This window comes from Bacillus sp. V26, assembly GCF_034296245.1.
GTDB classification, from domain to species: domain Bacteria; phylum Bacillota; class Bacilli; order Bacillales; family Bacillaceae; genus Bacillus; species Bacillus halotolerans.
Genome location: NZ_JAXKQF010000004.1, coordinates 195,992 through 212,843, shown reverse-complemented (window position 1 = coordinate 212,843; position 16,852 = coordinate 195,992). Strand labels below are relative to the sequence as shown.

The following is a 16,852-nucleotide window of genomic DNA, read 5'->3' as shown; positions in this document are numbered from 1 at the left end:
TCTTAAAAATTACATATTTTGTTAAACAAGTAGGTTTATTTTCTCAATCCACTCCGCCTTCTTCAAATAATCCAAAAGACCCAAATGATTCTCTAACTCCCAAAAAAAACCTTTCAGAAAATTTGATGCTACAGCACCATCTTTGAAAGGTTCAGTTTTTCAGAAATATTCATCAGTCAGTTCCTGGCCCAAGCAGAACATGTACCTCATTATATTTAAAAAGTGTTTTTTGACTTTGTTCACTTCTATTATACTGTCATTCTTTGTTGTTGATTTTCACAAACAAGAACAATCATAATAAAAGCAAGACGATTTGATGTCAAAGAGAGCAAAGAATAAAAGGATGGAAAAGTAGGGATAATGATGACCATGCCAAAGGATCCGTTTAAATACAGTTTTGACAGACTGGAAGATGTGGCTGATCATATCAGTGAAGTGCTGCAATGTCCGATCACCATTGAAGATGTGAACCACAAACTGCTAGCCTACAGCACCCACAGCGATTGTACTGATCCTGCACGGACGTCTACGATCATTGGCAGAAGAGTGCCGGAGAAGGTTATTAATAAATTGTGGAAAGACGGGACGATTCCCGCACTGCTAAAAACGGACCAGCCGATCAGAGTGAAGGAAATTGACGAAGTCGGCTTAAGCAACCGCGTCGCGATTTCGATTTGGAAGAACAACCAGGTGCTGGGGTTTATTTGGGCGCTTGAAATTCAAAAAACACTGTCGGATGATGATCTGCTGACATTAAAAATGGCGGCTAATGCAGTCAGAAACAAGCTGCTTAAGCTTCAGATCCGAAAAACGAAAAATGAGGAGCGCAGCCAAGAATTTTTCTGGAAAATGCTGACCGGACACATCTATCAAGAACAGGACATGACGGATGGGTTTAACAAGCTTGGAATGGTCGTTCCCTCTGAATTTTCCGTGATGATCATCCGGGTAAACGGCGAGCTGACCGAAAAAACAGAACAGCAGCTTCATTATCTGCAGGAAACGACCCAGCAGGTTCATGCTCTGCTGACGACCGTTGATTCCAATGAACTTATCATTTTAACCGCGCCAAAAACGGATCGTCCTTTTCAAGATTTAAAACAGTTCGCTTTCAGCACGCAAAGGCAGCTGAGGGAACGTTATAAAATAGAGGATGCTTCTATTGCAATTGGCGGAATATACAACTCCATTTCGTTTGTCTGCCGTTCATATCAGGAAGCATTGTCCGTATTAAAAGCAAAGGAACGGTTTGCTGAAGAAACCAAGCATCTTTTCAGTTTTTCAGAATTAGGCATTTATCAATACTTAGACGTGTTAGATGAGAAACGGAAGCAAACGGGATATTTCAACTACTCCCTTTCAAAACTCGAGCAGTACGACCGGGATCACCAGTCCAATATGGTCGAAACGCTCGAACGTTTTATTGAAGCCGACAGCAATGTGAATACCGCCTCTAAGATCTTGAATATTCACGTTAATACATTGAATTACCGGCTGAAGCGAATCAGCCAGATCGCTGAGATCGATTTAAAAAATGTGAATCAAAAGTTTACTATATATTTGGATATCAAACTTCGAAACAAGGGTTTGTGAAATTTCACAAACCCTTGTTTTTTTATTTTCTTTTTCAAACAAAGAATTTTCCAAAAAATCAAGCTACACTAAACATATCACATATACGGGAGGAAATAGATATGATCATTGGGGTTCCTAAAGAGATAAAAAACAATGAAAACCGTGTCGCATTGACGCCTGGGGGCGTTTCACAGCTCGTTTCAAACGGTCACCGCGTGCTGGTTGAATCAGGCGCAGGCCTTGGAAGCGGCTTTGAAAATGAAGCTTATGAGTCAGCAGGAGCGGAAATCATTGCTGATCCGAAACAGGTCTGGGACGCTGAAATGGTCATGAAGGTCAAAGAACCGCTTCCGGAAGAGTATGCATACTTCCGTAAAGGGCTTGTACTGTTTACTTACCTCCACTTAGCGGCTGAACCGGAGCTTGCACAGGCACTGAAGGATAATGGCGTCACAGCGATCGCGTATGAAACGGTAAGTGAGGGACGGACATTGCCTCTGCTTACACCGATGTCCGAGGTGGCAGGCAGAATGGCAGCGCAAATCGGAGCGCAGTTCCTGGAAAAACCTAAAGGCGGAAAAGGAATCCTCCTTGCCGGAGTGCCTGGCGTTGCCCGCGGAAAGGTAACCATTATCGGAGGAGGCGCGGTCGGAACCAACGCGGCGAAAATGGCTGTCGGCCTGGGTGCGGATGTGACAATCATCGACTTAAACGCGGATCGCCTGCGTCAGCTTGATGATATATTCGGCCATCAAATTAAAACGTTAATTTCTAACCCGGTCAATATCGCCGACTCGGTAGCCGAAGCGGACCTTCTTATTTGCGCCGTGTTAATCCCTGGTGCTAAAGCTCCGACGCTCGTCACAGAGGAAATGGTGAAACAAATGAAGCCTGGTTCAGTGATTGTGGACGTTGCAATTGACCAAGGCGGGATCGTCGAAACTGTCGATCACATTACGACACATGATCAGCCGACATATGAAAAACACGGCGTCGTTCACTATGCTGTTGCGAACATGCCGGGCGCTGTGCCTCGCACATCAACAATTGCTTTAACGAACGTCACGGTTCCATACGCGCTGCAAATCGCAAACAAAGGGGCAGCAAAAGCTCTCGCGGACAATGCGGCACTAAGAGCGGGATTAAACACAGCAAACGGCCACGTAACCTATGAGGCGGTTGCCAAAGATTTAGGATACGAATATGTCCCTGCCGAGAAAGCCTTACAGGATGAATCAGTGGCGGGCGCTTAATTCATATGGAGCTTGCAGAAAAATTTCTGCAGGCTTTTTTTATCTTTTAAAAAGGAAAATGGAAATGATTTCTCGAATTAAAACGAAGAACTTGATCATAAAGGAGGATTCATATGGCTGTTCAGCAATATGGCGTGTTAAAAGGCGTTGTCTTAGATATGAAGCGGGAAACAGATGATGACAGTCCTCATTTCCAAGTGAAGATGCTCGGTGAAGAGAATACGTATTACAGGTGCGCCATCAATGTCATGTCCAGTTCCGAGGAATCAGAAGTATTGTATTTAGCTGATGATCAGTTTGATTCGAGCTCAATTACCGTTCTTCCGAACATGCCGTATGGATATACGAAGATCAATGACGAAAATCGTGAAGTAGCCCTGGATTACGTGCGGGGCAATCTTTTTGATTCACGGGAAATGAAGCCTTTGCCTCATGAAATCACGGGGCCTGATAATGATTTAAATGACTTTATTGAAACGTATATGAAGAAAGCGAAAGAAGAGAAAGCGCCGGTTTATATATTTGGATCAAAATTTGGACCTGAACAGGCGGCAGATAAAATATTCGGCTTTACCCCGACAAACGGTATGCACAATATCCACATGAATCAAGGCAATGCGCTGGATACCCGCTGGAAAAAAGACAACGGCTCTTGGCATGACGGAGGTATTCTGATTCAATTTGCCGATCAGTGGGCGGCTGTGTTTTTGGCGTTCTTATCCCAGTCATGGTGTACGGATGAAAACGGGAACCCCGTCAGAGATTGCGATCATACCCAAACGTCTGCGTAAGATAGAAAAAGAGACTGCCTGCTGCAGTCTCTTTTTTTACCCTCAATGCATTTAGACATTTTCGACAGGCTTTAGGCTGTTCGGCCTCATATCGCTCCAATGCGATTGGATGTAGTCCAGACAAGCCTCACGCCCTTTTTGTTCATGAACGACTGTCCAGCCGCTCGGCACATCGATAAAGCCGGGCCACAAGGAATATTGGCCCTCTTCATTGATGAGAACAAGGTATATGCCATCCGCATTTTCAAAAGGATTTGCCATTGCTTTTCCTCCTTTATTGATTCATTTCTTCCAATTTAGCCGCCAGAACCCGGCCGATGACTGCGAGCGGTTCCGGCTGACAGAGATCTTTATGGCGGCAGTCAATGTCGATTTGTTCAATTTGTCCGTCAATATAAGGCTTCCACGAATCAGGTTCAATCGGGTCAAACCAATCAGGAATGATAGTTGATCTGAAAAACAGAACATCTCCACGGAAGGTTTTCGGTGCATATGAACCTAAAATGCCGACAGAATTAACGTACGTATTCTTTAGATTCAAAATGACCGATTCGTCCAGACTGGCAAGTGCGCTTCCGTCTCGCCGCAGAATCTCAATGGCTGTTTCAAAATCAAGCGGTTTGTCTCCTAAGCTGTCTGGGTCGTACCCGCCTAACGCGAGGAGGGCAATAAGCGCTTCCTCATCATCCGGTGCCTCTTTTATAGGAAGGAAGTGGTTTGGGTAGGCGTCCAGCATCACCAATAGAGAAACGTCTTCCCCTTGCTTTTGCAGCTGTGTTGCCATTGCTTGAACGACATTTCCGCCTAGGGACCAGCCAAGCAAATGGTACGGCCCTTTCGGCTGGATCGTCCGAATCTGTTCTATATAGTCGGCAGCCATGTCATCGAGTGTTTTCGGAAGCGCCTCCTGCTGTCCAATTCCCCGCGCTTGCAGTCCATAGATGGGATAATCCGTTCCTAAAGATGTCATCAGTCCGGCATAACACCAGCTAAGTCCGCCCGCCGGATGTACGCAAAACAACGGAAGCCGGTCTCCGCTTGTTCGGAGCGGCAGCAAAACATCAAGTGCGCTTTGGCTTGATCCCATCTCCAGTCTTTCGGCAAGCCCTGCCACAGTCGGCGCTTCAAATAGATTGCCAATGCTGAGTTCAACCCCGAGCGCTTCACGTATGCGGCTCATCAGCTGAACTGCGAGCAGGGAATGTCCGCCCAAATCGAAGAAACGGTCATCAATACCGACACGCGGCAAATGAAGCACTTCCATAAACAAGTCACAAAGGATTTCTTCTTGCGGGGTTCTCGGCCCGCGACCTGTCACCGCAGCAGCAAAATCTGGAGCAGGCAACGCTTTACGGTCAAGCTTTCCATTCGGCGTCAGCGGCAATTCTTTCATCGTCACAAAGGCTGAAGGCACCATGTAATCTGGCAGTCTTTCAGCAGCATACCTGCGCAGTTCCGCCGTATCAAACGTTTCTTCCGAGGAAGGTATGACATAAGCTGCCAAACGTTTATCTCCCGGCTGGTCCTCACGAACGATCACTGCCGCATCTTCCAGCTGTGAATGCTGAACAAGCGCAGCTTCAATTTCTCCCAGTTCAATCCGGAAGCCCCGGATTTTCACTTGATGATCGGCACGGCCGACATAATCCAGAGAACCGTCAGCACGCCTGCGGGCTACATCTCCCGTGCGGTACATCCGTGTGCCCGGAGGCCCGAACGGGTCAGCGATGAAGCGTTCCGCCGTTAAACCGGGCCGTCCTAAATAGCCTCGGGCCAATCCGGCGCCTGACACATACAGTTCTCCAGCCACACCCGGCGGAACCGGCTGTAAACGCTCATCCAGCACATACACCCCAAGATCGGGAATTCCGCAGCCGATCAGGCTGTTTGCTCGTAAAGCTGCAATATTCCGGTCTAATTCGATATAGCTGACGTGCACTGTTGTTTCAGTAATACCATACATATTGATCAGTTTCGGCGCCTGTTCAGGGTGGCGATGATACCAATCCTCTAAACGGCTGAGTTCAAGCGCTTCTCCGCCAAAAACAACATATCGAAGGCTGAGCGCCTGTCCGAGATCAGGCTGCTCCCTTTCCGCCTGCATAAACTGATAGAACGCTGATGGTGTCTGGTTCAAAACAGTCACACCCTCTTTTACCAGCAGACGCAGAAACGCTTCCGGAGATCTGCTGATGTCATGAGGCACGATAACAAGGCGGCCGCCGTGCAGCAAAGGTCCCCAAATCTCCCAAACAGAAAAGTCAAACGCGTAGGAATGGAACATTGTCCACACGTCGTCTGAACCGAAATGGAACCAGTGATCGGTCGCTCCAAATAACCTCGTCACATTTTGGTGAGGAATCATGACGCCTTTTGGAACGCCTGTTGAACCGGATGTATAAATAACATAAGCCGTGCTGAAAGGTGACAGCGGGCGAATCCTGTCCGTATTATCCGGATTCAAAGGGCTGTATGTTTTTAGTTTTTCGCGTAATTCCGGATCATCCAGCACAATGTTCTGCACATTTTCTGCATGCGGGATTTGATTTTCCGCCTGTGAGCTCGTGATGATAAATGCAGGCCGCGCATCGCTCAGCATAAAAGCGATGCGGTCAGCCGGATAGTCCGGATCAAGCGGCAGGTATGCAGCTCCCGCTTTTAGTACCGCTAACAGGCTAACAGTCATATCCAATGAGCGAGACAAAGCTAATGCCACAAATTGCTCCGGTCCGACGCCTTTACTGATCAGCAGCCTGGCAAGCCGGTTCGCCCTTTCATTCAGCTCCATATAGCTCATCGCCTGATCTTCATAAACGACAGCAATGGAATCAGGGCTCAGCGCAGCTTGTTTCTCAAACAGCTCCGGAAGACACGCTTGCGGAATCTTTTCAGAAACACTTTGCCAATCCGTTACCGTGATGCTGCGTTCCTCTTGTGCAAGAATATCCAGTCTTCCGATTTCCTGATCAGGATCAGCCTCGGCAGCCTTCAGCAGCCGCAGAAGGCGATCAGCAAGGGCTTGAACAGTTTCCCGTTTAAATAGATCGGTGCTGTACTCAAGCAGGCCTTCCAGTCCATTTGGCGTCCCGTCATCAAGACGGCTTTCACTGATTTCTATTGTTAAATCAAATTTGGCAGATCCTACGCTGTGAATGCGCAGGCTGCTTTCTGTACCAGGCAGGCTCAGCTCTGCGTCAGGTGTGTTCTGGAACGCGAGCATGACTTGGAATAATGGATGCGTCGCCCGGGAGCGAGCAGGATTGAGCACCTCTACAAGTCTCTCAAACGGCAGATCCTGATTTTCATAGGCTGCCAGATTCACTTCCCGCACTCTGTCAAGAAGCTCACGGAAACTCGGATCACCAGAGGTGTCTGTTCTGAGCACCAATGTATTGATAAACAGTCCCACAAGATCACTAAGCGCATCGTCATTCCGCCCCGCAATCGGACTTCCAATCGGAATATCAGTTCCAGCTCCGAGCCTTGTCAGCAAGGCGGCAAGTCCTGATTGTAGCACCATAAACAGACTTACTCTATTGGCACGGGCCAGCTCCAGCAATCGGCTGTGAAGCTCTGAGTCTATATGGAAATGGATTGTATCTCCTTGATGACTCGGCTCAGCAGGCCGTGAATAATCGGTTGGCAGCTCGAGCTGATCGGGCAGATCTTTCAGTCTTTCTTTCCAGAAAGCAAGCTGACCGGCAATCAAACTGTCTGGATCATGCTCGCTTCCGAGCAGACTTTGCTGCCAGAGCGCATAATCCGCATACTGCACCGCAAGCGGTGTCCATTCGGGAGCTCTCCCGTGACAGCGGGCGGTATAAGCAGCAGCCAGATCACGAGTCAGAGGAGTCAATGACCATCCGTCTCCGACAATATGGTGCATGAGCAGCAGCAGCACGTACTCGTCGGGACCGATAACAAAAAGCTCGGCCCGGAAAGCAGGCTCAGCTGCAAGGTCAAAGCTGTAGCGAGCAGCATCGGCAAGCCTCTCAGAAAGCTCCTCTTTCTTCATTTCTGTAACATATAAATCAGGACGGGCTTGATCGGCGTCCAAAATGCGCTGATAAGATGTCCCCTGTGATTCAGGGAAAATGGTCCGAAGGCTTTCATGGCGGCTGATGAGATCATATAGGGCCGCTTGCAGCGCTTCTTGGTTCAGTTCACCTGAAAGACGGACGGCAACCGGGATATTATATGTAGGACTTGGCCTTTCCAGACAATGGAGGAACCATAGCCGGCGCTGTGCAAAAGAAAGCGGAATGTTCTCAGGACGTTCAGCTCTTTGCAAAGCGGGACGGACACTCTGCGCCTGATCAAGATGTGCAGCAAGTCCGGCAACTGTCGGTTCGTCAAAGAGCTTCGCGATGCCCAGCTCAGCTCCCATCGTCTCACGAATACGGCTCATCAAACGGGCAGCAAGGAGAGAATGGCCGCCCAGCTCGAAGAAACTGTCATCGATGCCTACGCGTGCAAGACCTAGAACCTCCGCAAACAGATCACACAGTATCTCTTCTTGAGGCGTTCGCGGTCCCCGATCAGTGACAGACGCCCCAAAATCAGGTGCCGGCAATGCTTTCCGGTCAAGCTTGCCGTTAGGTGTTAATGGCAGTTCATCGATCTCCACAAATGCCGCAGGCACCATATAATCAGGCAGGCTGGCACCGACATAATGGCGAAGCTCAGCAATATCTAGAGCTGAAGAAACGACCAGATACGCCACCAATCGTTTATCTCCCGGCTGGTCCTCTCGAACGACAACCGCAGCCTGTTTCATTTGAGGATGTTTAGCAAGCACGGCATCAATTTCTCCAAGCTCAATGCGGAAACCGCGAATCTTGATTTGATGATCGGCCCGCCCGATGTAATCCAGAGACCCATCCGCACGCCAGCGGGCCTGATCTCCGGTCCGGTACATCCGTGTGCCCGGCGGTCCGTACGGATCAGCAACAAAGCGCTCCGCCGTTAAATCAGGGCGCCCTAAATATCCGCGGGCCAATCCGGTTCCCGCAATATAGAGCTCTCCAACAATGCCTGGCGGAACGGGCTGCAAACTATTATCGAGCACATATACCTGCGTATTCCAAATCGGCTTTCCGATCGGAGGCACACCCTGTACTCCTTTTTCGAGAAAAGCTGCCGCAGACCAAATGGTTGTTTCAGTAGGACCGTATAAATTAGTCACTGGACAATCAAGCACGTGCAAGGCCTCCAAAAGCCCGCTCGGAAGCGCCTCTCCCCCGACAAGCACCCTGAGCTCCCGAAGTTTCTCAGGTTCGTTTGTGACCAACGCATGCCACAGGGTCGGCGTTGCCTGCATAATCGTTATATCAAAATATTCAATCATTTCAGCTAATGCCTGCGGCTCACGGATTGTATCTTTTTGAGCAACAACAATACTCGCTCCGCTGATAAGCGGGAGGAATAATTCTAAAGCAGAAATATCAAAAGCGACAGTCGTCACAGCCAGCAGCCTGTCTTGTTCATTGAGAGAAAATGTCTCCTGCATAGACAGCAGAAAATTACTTAAACTTTTCAGCGTGACAACAACACCCTTTGGCCTTCCTGTTGATCCTGATGTATAGATGATATACGCCGGATGGGCAAGAGATACATGTACATTTGGGTTGTCGGCAGAATAACGCTTCACAATCTCTTTTGTCACAGGCAGATCCAGCACAAGCTGCGGTGCCGTTAGATCGTCAGGCAGACTGTCTGCAATTTCCTCAGTCGTTATAATGCATGATGGCTTTGCATCCTTCAGCATGTATGAAATTCTGTCGGCAGGAAATTCCGGATCAAGCGGAAGATAAGCAGCACCAGTCTTTAGTACGGCGAGCATTGCAGCTACCATCTCGGAAGACCGCGGCAGGGCCAAGGCGACAAACTGCTCCGGCCCAAGCCCTTTTTCTATCAAAAGATGCGCGAGGCGGTTTGCTTGTTCATTCAGCTCTTGATAGCTTAATTGAATGTGATCGCAAATCAGGGCGATACGTTCAGGGGAACGGTCAGCCTGCTCCTGAAACATATCCGGAAGGCTGAGAAGCCGCTCGGATTTTGCTGTCTCATTCCATTCGCTTATGACCCGTGCTTTTTCCGCAGGCAAAAGAAATTCCATTTGTCCAATCAGCATGTCCTCACCGGCTGACGCCGTTTGTAAAAGCTGTAAGATCCGCTGCTGATGGACCTTTATTTCTGACTCGCTGTATACTTCAGGATTGGCATCCATATCAATTCGCAGCCCGCTTCCGTCTGTTCTGTCATAGACATTTATCGACAAATCATCAACAGGACCGGCTGACAGATTGTGCGTCGTCCCCCGGGCTCCGGCAAAGTCGAGACCGTAATCAAAAGGCATAAGATTAATTTGCGGGCCAAATAATCTATGATTTTCTCCTATTAGTTTCAGATCCCGCCGCATTTCCTCATGGCGGTATTTATGATGCTGCCGGATACTGCGGATTTCCCGGGAAATTTGCAGCACAAGCTCAGAAAAGCTCATCGAAGGACTCACAGACAGCCTCAGCGGGAGAAGATTCATCACCATAGCCGGAACATTCAGGGATGCCGATCCCATCCGTCCCATCATAGGCAGTCCGAGCACAACATCCTCAGAGCCGGTCATACGGTGCACATAAGCAGCTGATACCGCAATCACGACTTCATGCCAGCTTCCGGCGTAATAGCGCGCCGCCTCTTTCAGCGCGTTTACATCTGATGGCGGCAAATAAGCAGTCTGGCGCAGAAAGCGTTTTGAGGTTCGCGGCGCCCGTTCTGCTAAACTGACAACTTCAGGCCTGTCCGCAAAACGATTCAGCCAGAATTGCCGATCCTCTTCATATGTTTCAGATGCGCGGTACGCTGCGTCCTCCTCCAAAATATCCTGCAAAGAGCCGAAGGAACGATCATCAGCGGACCGCCCTCCTGCAAGTGCAGTATAAGCATGTGCAACCCGCTGGGCGATCAGAGAAAACCCAAAGCCGTCGATCGCTATATGGTGAATGCGCTGATACCAAAAGAAACGCTGTGGCCCGGCTTTAAACAAAGCTTCGCGGAACAATGGGTCTTGCTGTAAATCGACCGGCTTTGCCAAATCAGCTTTCATCCAGTGTAAAGCTGTCTTTTCCGGATCAGGCTCAGAGCTGACGTCAATGACTTGGAGCTGTACATCCGGTGATGGATTCATCATCTGCCAAGGCCCGTCCATATCTTCACCAAAGCGGACATGAAGTGATTCCGCTTCTTTTATCACGTGCCGTAAAGCTTCTTCAAAAAGAGAAATGTCGATTGGGCCGTTGATTTCTATATATTCGGCTGTATTGTAGATTGGATTGTCCGGATCAAGCTGCTGAGCAAACCAAATACCGGTTTGCGCTCCGGTTAAAGAATATTGAAGATCTTTTGTATCAGGCATCCGTTTTTTTACCTCCTTTTATAAATAGTCCGCGTTTGGCAGCACTCTTTCAATGCGGATTGAAAGCAATTTCTGCCATTCTTCTATTGTCGGCCGTTCAGCCAGTTCGACGAATGTCACCTCGGCTCCTTCACGGCGCCATTGTTCAACTAATGTCATGATCCTTACAGAATCAAGTCCCCTATTCAGTAAGTCTTCATTATCTGCAATATCATCAGGCGATTCTTGAAGAAGCTCAGCAATTTGTGTTCGGATACTCTCGCAGGTAAATACATGTTTTTCAGCTTTTTCTGATGACTTTTGAGCCGCAGAAGGCGTATGTTTCAGCTGATCAAGCAAGCTGTCGGTCATCAGCGTAAACGCACAGCGCCCAGCCGCATAATCAAGCGCCATTTTATGCTTGTCCCGAGAAAAGTCCGCAACTGCATCAGCAACAAAAAATGCTTCGATATCCTCCATAAACGCTTCACATGCTGTAACGAGACAGCCAATATGAGCATAAATCCCGGAGATGATCAGCTGATCGCGCCCCTGTTCACGCATGATCTCAAGCAGATTCGTTCTCTTAAATGCGCTGTATCTCCATTTTGTCAATACGAGATCATTGTCTTCCGGTGCAAGCTCGGCCACAATTTTTTCCTCGTAAGGACCGCTGCTTAATCCAGGTCCCCAAAAATCAGTCAGCAATGCCCGGTCCTCCGGATTTTGACTGCCTGGCTGCGCTGTATAGACAACAGGTATTCCGAGCTGAACACATTGATCCTTCAGTTTGCGTATATTTGCTGAAAGCTCTGTTACCGGAGACGCTCCTGCTGTAAACGCGTCGACAAAATAGTTCTGCATATCGTGTATTAAGAAGACTGCCCGATTTGGATCAGGCACCCATGATACTTTGTTTGTTGGCATATCAGACGCTGTCGGCATTTGATACGGCTGAATGGCAGGAATAGCCATTTGAACACTCCCTTTCAAATCGTTTCTATTTTTTCGAACCTGCAAGAAGTTTTTCGGCGATCGCTTCGCGAAGCGCCTTTTTGCTTACCTTTCCTACCCCTGTCTGCGGGAAGGACTCAACAAATTCGATCCGGTCTGGAATTTTATATGCTGCAAGCCCGCGTTCTCTTAGAAAAGCTTTGAGCTCTGCGGCTTTCGGCGCTTGATCCCGGGGAATAATGAAAACACATGATCTTTCACCAAGAAATTGGTCAGGCATTGAGACCATTGCCGCATCATGCACAGCCGGATGCGCCAGAAGATGATTTTCAACCTCTTCAGCCGCCACTTTTTCTCCGCCGCGGTTGATTTGATCCTTTGCCCGTCCTTCCACGACAACATAACCGTCGGGTGTCAGTCTCACTAGATCGCCAGTGCGGTAAAAGCCGTCCTCGGTAAACGAAGCCGCATTGTGCTCATCAGCCTTATAGTATCCCCGGATCGTATACGGTCCCCGTGTCAGCAGGTGCCCCGTTTCACCAGGTTTCACGTCACGGTCCTGGTCATCCCACACACGTATTTCATCATAAGAAGACATCGGCTTACCTTGGGTATTAACAATAACTTCCTCCGGGTCATCAAGCCTTGTATAATTAACGAGTCCTTCTGCCATTCCGAAGACCTGCTGCAAGGTGCAGCCGAATACAGATTTCACTTTGCGCGCGGCTTCAGCGCTGAATTTCGCGCCGCCTACCTGCAGCACTTGAAGGCTTGATAAATCGTCATCTCGTGAGACAGCAGCGTCCATCCATACCATTGCAAGCGGCGGGACAAGAGCTGTTATTGTCACCTGTTCCCGTTCAATCAAAGGGAACGAGTCGTCCGGACTCGGAGAAGGAGATAAAACCACTTTTCCTCCAGCGTATAATACGCCTAGCACCCCGGGTGAGCTCAGCGGGTAATTGTGCGCCATCGGCAATGCGGCCAAGTACACAGTGCTGTGATCAAGCCAGCAAACCTCCGCACTCATCCGCAGGCTGTATATATAGTCATCATGGGTTCGCGGTATCAGCTTCGATAAGCCGGTGCTTCCGCCAGAAAGCTGGAGAAACGCCACATCCGAAGATTTTACTTCAGGCAGCTCGCCAGGTTCTGTATGCAATGCCTCAAGCGGCTGGAATTCCTCCGCCTCACCTGCGACAATGATGTGTTTCAAGGACGGCAGCTTGCTTTGAACCTGTCTGGCAAGTGTGCGGTAGTCATATCCCGAATAAGAATCGGGGATGATATAAGCCTCCGCTTCTGCAAACTCGCAAAAATATGTAATCTCACTGCTTCGATGAGAGGGCAGTGCAAAGACCGGGAGCGCTCCCAGCCGAAAAAGCGCAAAGATGACTTCGAAAAACTCCGCGATATTCGGCAGCTGCACCACTACACGATCCATTTGTTTAATACCGAGCTTCTGCAATCCGACTGCCAGAGAGTCAGCCCTTGTGTCAAGCTCTTGATAGCTCCAATGGGTGTCCCCGCATGTAATCGCGATACGATCGCCATGTTTGGCAGCCCTGTCTCTTAACATGTCTCCAAAAGTCTCACCGGCCCAGCACCCGTTCTCCCGGTACTTTTCCGCAAACTCCTTGGGCCAAGGCGTAAATCCATTCAGCATGCTGTTTCCCTCCTGCATTTATTTCTGATCATATGTGATTGACACCCATTGCCCGAAGCATTGTTCGAAACTTTGCGGATGTCTCCTGGAGCTCGTCCTCTGCTTTTGATCCGGCTACAACACCGGCACCTGCAAAAAGACGAAGTGAACGTTCTTCAGCCTCTGCACAGCGAATCGTAACGATCCATTCGCCATCGCCTGCATCGTCACACCATCCTACCATGCCGGTGAAGAAACCGCGGTCAAAAGGTTCAATTTCCCGGATGGCTTCTCTTGCAAGGTCAGTCGGTGTTCCGCAGACTGCCGGCGTAGGATGAAGCGCGGCGGCTAGTTCCAGCGCGGTTACAGTCGGATCAGAAAGCTCTCCTTTAATGACACTGGACAAATGCCACATCGTCTCAGTTTGGATCAGCGAAGGCTTTTCCGGAACGTCCAGCGTCCGGCAAAAAGGCCGCAGCCCGGCGGCAACCGCATCAGCCACAACAGCATGCTCATGAAGATCCTTTGCGGAGGAAAGCAATTCATCGGCCCGGCGCTGGTCCTCAACAGGATCATCACTGCGAGGTCTAGAGCCCGCTAACGGATTGGATACCACCTGAGTTCCCATTCTCGAAACGAGAAGCTCCGGACTTGCTCCGAGTAATGTCCGATGGGAAGATGAATCATCTTGGCCGGATACATCGGCTGCAAAAGTATAACCGTGTGTATTGTGCCGCGCCAGATGGTGAAGCAGTTCACCCGTTTGTATCGCTTCAGATGATGTCAGATGCAGCGATCTGGACAGGACAATTTTGCTGAGTGTGCCGTCAGCAATGCTTGCCAATCCTTGTTCTACACCTTTTTTATAGTCCTCCGGTGCAGGTACAGGCTGTATTTGATATGTATGTTCCCGCTGCTGTTCGATGTTGGCATGATCGAATTGAAGCGGTCCCGACCACCGTACCTCGCCCGGAACGACGAGCCGGGGCGATTTCAAATGATCAAATGGAACAGCTCCCACAACAACCGGACGGCTTTGCCCCGATTGCTTTGCTTTGTTAAGCGCCTCAGCAATGCGGCTGGGTAAGGTTTCTAATTGGTTTTGGCCGTCTGCATCCGGCACGGTTTCACTTATTCCTTTTCCAAGCAGCACACGGTGAGGGGAAGCCAGGAAAAAAGTGCCCGGCTGATAATCACGAAGCAAATGCTCCGCCTTTGTTTCAGATATAACGTTTTGTTCCAACATCTTCATAAACCTCCTTTGAGTTACGTTATACGCCTAAGGTCGCGCCGCCATCTACACATAAATTATGCATCGTAATATGGCCTGCCTGCTCAGAAACCAAAAAGAGCACGGCATCAGCAATATCCGAAGGCTGGGCCAGTTTTTTGAGCGGAATTCCCGTTTTAAATGTATCAAGCGATCCTTTGATGACTTGTTCTGCTCCATTTTCATCAGCCCATAAGGACCACTGCATGTCTGTTTCCGTAGATCCGGGAGAAACAATATTGCAGCGAATGTTGTATTCTGCAAGCTCAAGGCCAAGGCACTTTGTAAACATCACGGCCGCTGCCTTTGATGAGGCGTATGCCGCCATAGACGTCCTTGGCACACCGGCTGCATTTGATCCTACTGTTACAATCGAACCGGATCTGCGGTTCATCATATATTTGCTGACTGAGCGCGACGCGTTAAAAACACCAGTCGAATTCACTGAGAAAGTGGCCTCCCATTCCTCATCACTGAGAGAATGAATCAGCCCTAGCCGAAGCACACCCGCTACGTTCACCAATATGTCAATCGGGCCCATGTCACGTTCGATTCTAGCCGTGATATCGTCAATCGCCGCACTGTCTCTCACATCCGCCGGAAAGGCTTCGGCATGACCCCCCTCAGCTTTGAGGCTGTTCACGACTTTTTCAAGCTTTTCTGGATTGTAATCAACCGCAGCAATGTGCGCCCCCTGACCGGCAAGCGTCCGCGCAACAGCTTCACCTATTCCTTGGGCAGCCCCTGTAATCAGTGCGATCTTGCCTTCTATACCTCTTACATTCATTTCATCATTTCCTTTCTTCGCTTGTAACGCCAAAAATGACATTTTGCGAAAAAGACTGCTTCACCTTACCATTAATCGTAATCTATTGATAATGATTATCATTATCAATTATAAAAATAATCATATCCTTATGTCATCCGACAGTCAAATATAATTTTTGTGACAAATATGGGAGCTGAGACAATTCTCAGCTCATTGAAATGTGCGGGCCGTCAGGGTGAAGCGCGAAACGCAATGCCCTGCTGACCAAAACAGGAAGAACCGAAATATGTCCTTCTCCTGAAAACTCGCAAAATTCTGTCCGTACGCCTTGGTCAGTCAAAGTAGACAGCCGCTCGTAAAGCTCCTTCGCGTTATCGTTCATTCGGCATTTATGATGCTTTTCCAATTCTCCTGCCGCAAGCAGAAGATTGACAGGCTGACCGTTTTTCTTTAAACAGGAAGCGAAACGCTCAGTTTCCTTTTCAATAAATGGTTTATTCCAATGAATGGACGGACTGCCCGCGATATACGTTTGGAATGCATCCGGTTTCGTTAAGAGCACCTGCAAAACGAAGAGCCCGCCAAGAGAGTGGCCAAAGATCGTTTGTCTGTTTCTGTCAATCTCATAATCTTGTTCAATCTCCGGTTTGAGATCCTCTTCAATAAATCTTAAAAAGTCCCCCGCTCCGCCATGCTCCGGCCATTCTTTGCCGTCAGGCCTTACCGGCAGCTCCGAGTAAGACGTAGGCATTGTAAAATCCCGGTGGCGCGCAGAAGAAAACGGTTCTGTTGTGTCATAGCCAATACCGACAATCACAGCGGGAATCACCCCTGTTTTCTCAGGACGGCGCCCCTGCACTCGAACAGCTTCCGACATTGTACCGAAAATAGAATTGGCATCGAGCAGATAAATAACCGGATAACCAGAAGGCGGCGGCTCTGTGCTCGGTTTTGAGATAAAGATCTGATAGCCGCGGCTGCCATTGCGTGAAGACATTTTACGCACTTCCGTTCCCGGAATGGTAAATGCGTTATAGGTCCCGCCTTTAGCCCCATCTGTTTTTTTCTCAATCATGCAGTACGACATTCCTCTCCTTAAAACTGGCTGCATTTATGATAATGATTTTCACTATCAACTAGACAACTCAAATAATAGGTTTTCTGGCAAACAAAGTCAACTTTTTCCTTAATAAAAAAGGCAC

Annotated in this window: 10 protein-coding genes; 3 read left to right on the top strand and 7 right to left on the bottom strand. The window is 48.9% G+C overall.

Annotated elements, in window-relative coordinates:
- Positions 1 to 369 precede the first annotated feature (369 nt).
- The 3 genes from UJ203_RS14395 to UJ203_RS14385 all read left to right on the top strand — a co-directional run bounded on the left by UJ203_RS14395 (position 370) and on the right by UJ203_RS14385 (position 3,619).
- Positions 370 to 1,593, top strand: a complete 1,224-nt coding sequence (locus tag UJ203_RS14395) for a PucR family transcriptional regulator (RefSeq protein WP_322011900.1) — start codon at positions 370 to 372, stop codon at positions 1,591 to 1,593.
- A gap of 101 nt (positions 1,594 to 1,694) precedes the next feature.
- Entirely contained in the window at positions 1,695 to 2,828 is a 1,134-nt protein-coding gene (gene ald / locus UJ203_RS14390; protein WP_322011768.1) for an alanine dehydrogenase, read from the top strand.
- A gap of 113 nt (positions 2,829 to 2,941) precedes the next feature.
- Entirely contained in the window at positions 2,942 to 3,619 is a 678-nt protein-coding gene (locus tag UJ203_RS14385) for a YukJ family protein (protein WP_202852992.1), read from the top strand.
- Positions 3,620 to 3,670: 51 nt separating this feature from the next.
- Here the strand turns inward: UJ203_RS14385 and UJ203_RS14380 are convergent, their stop codons facing one another.
- From UJ203_RS14380 to besA, 7 genes are all read right to left on the bottom strand, one after another.
- Positions 3,671 to 3,880, bottom strand: coding sequence for an MbtH family protein (locus tag UJ203_RS14380; protein WP_044158967.1), 210 nt, complete (start codon positions 3,878 to 3,880; stop codon positions 3,671 to 3,673).
- A gap of 13 nt (positions 3,881 to 3,893) precedes the next feature.
- On the bottom strand, positions 3,894 to 11,033 hold the full coding sequence (locus UJ203_RS14375) for a non-ribosomal peptide synthetase (protein WP_322011765.1): 7,140 nt from the start codon (positions 11,031 to 11,033) through the stop codon (positions 3,894 to 3,896).
- A gap of 18 nt (positions 11,034 to 11,051) precedes the next feature.
- On the bottom strand, positions 11,052 to 11,987 hold the full coding sequence (locus tag UJ203_RS14370) for an isochorismatase (protein WP_322011763.1): 936 nt from the start codon (positions 11,985 to 11,987) through the stop codon (positions 11,052 to 11,054).
- 25 nt (positions 11,988 to 12,012) lie between these two features.
- Positions 12,013 to 13,632 carry a (2,3-dihydroxybenzoyl)adenylate synthase gene (locus tag UJ203_RS14365; protein WP_322011761.1) on the bottom strand — a complete coding sequence of 540 codons (1,620 nt, stop codon included), beginning with the start codon at positions 13,630 to 13,632 and terminating at the stop codon, positions 12,013 to 12,015.
- Positions 13,633 to 13,660: 28 nt separating this feature from the next.
- A complete protein-coding gene (dhbC, locus tag UJ203_RS14360) occupies positions 13,661 to 14,857 on the bottom strand; it encodes an isochorismate synthase DhbC (protein ID WP_322011759.1) in 1,197 nt (398 codons plus the stop codon).
- Between the two features lie 25 nt (positions 14,858 to 14,882).
- A complete protein-coding gene (locus tag UJ203_RS14355; RefSeq protein ID WP_322011757.1) occupies positions 14,883 to 15,668 on the bottom strand; it encodes a 2,3-dihydro-2,3-dihydroxybenzoate dehydrogenase in 786 nt (261 codons plus the stop codon).
- Positions 15,669 to 15,855: 187 nt separating this feature from the next.
- On the bottom strand, positions 15,856 to 16,725 hold the full coding sequence (gene besA / locus UJ203_RS14350) for a ferri-bacillibactin esterase BesA (protein ID WP_322011755.1): 870 nt from the start codon (positions 16,723 to 16,725) through the stop codon (positions 15,856 to 15,858).
- Between the last annotated feature and the right edge of the window lie 127 nt (positions 16,726 to 16,852).

Coding starts and splice junctions, on each gene's coding strand:
- UJ203_RS14370 (WP_322011763.1), bottom strand. CDS start 11,987: ATGGCTATTCCTGCCATTCAGCCGTATCAAATGCCGACAGCGTCTGAT.
- UJ203_RS14380 (WP_044158967.1), bottom strand. CDS start 3,880: ATGGCAAATCCTTTTGAAAATGCGGATGGCATATACCTTGTTCTCATC.
- besA (WP_322011755.1), bottom strand. CDS start 16,725: ATGATTGAGAAAAAAACAGATGGGGCTAAAGGCGGGACCTATAACGCA.
- UJ203_RS14355 (WP_322011757.1), bottom strand. CDS start 15,668: ATGAATGTAAGAGGTATAGAAGGCAAGATCGCACTGATTACAGGGGCT.
- dhbC (WP_322011759.1), bottom strand. CDS start 14,857: ATGTTGGAACAAAACGTTATATCTGAAACAAAGGCGGAGCATTTGCTT.
- UJ203_RS14395 (WP_322011900.1), top strand. CDS start 370: ATGCCAAAGGATCCGTTTAAATACAGTTTTGACAGACTGGAAGATGTG.
- ald (WP_322011768.1), top strand. CDS start 1,695: ATGATCATTGGGGTTCCTAAAGAGATAAAAAACAATGAAAACCGTGTC.
- UJ203_RS14365 (WP_322011761.1), bottom strand. CDS start 13,632: ATGCTGAATGGATTTACGCCTTGGCCCAAGGAGTTTGCGGAAAAGTAC.
- UJ203_RS14385 (WP_202852992.1), top strand. CDS start 2,942: ATGGCTGTTCAGCAATATGGCGTGTTAAAAGGCGTTGTCTTAGATATG.
- UJ203_RS14375 (WP_322011765.1), bottom strand. CDS start 11,033: ATGCCTGATACAAAAGATCTTCAATATTCTTTAACCGGAGCGCAAACC.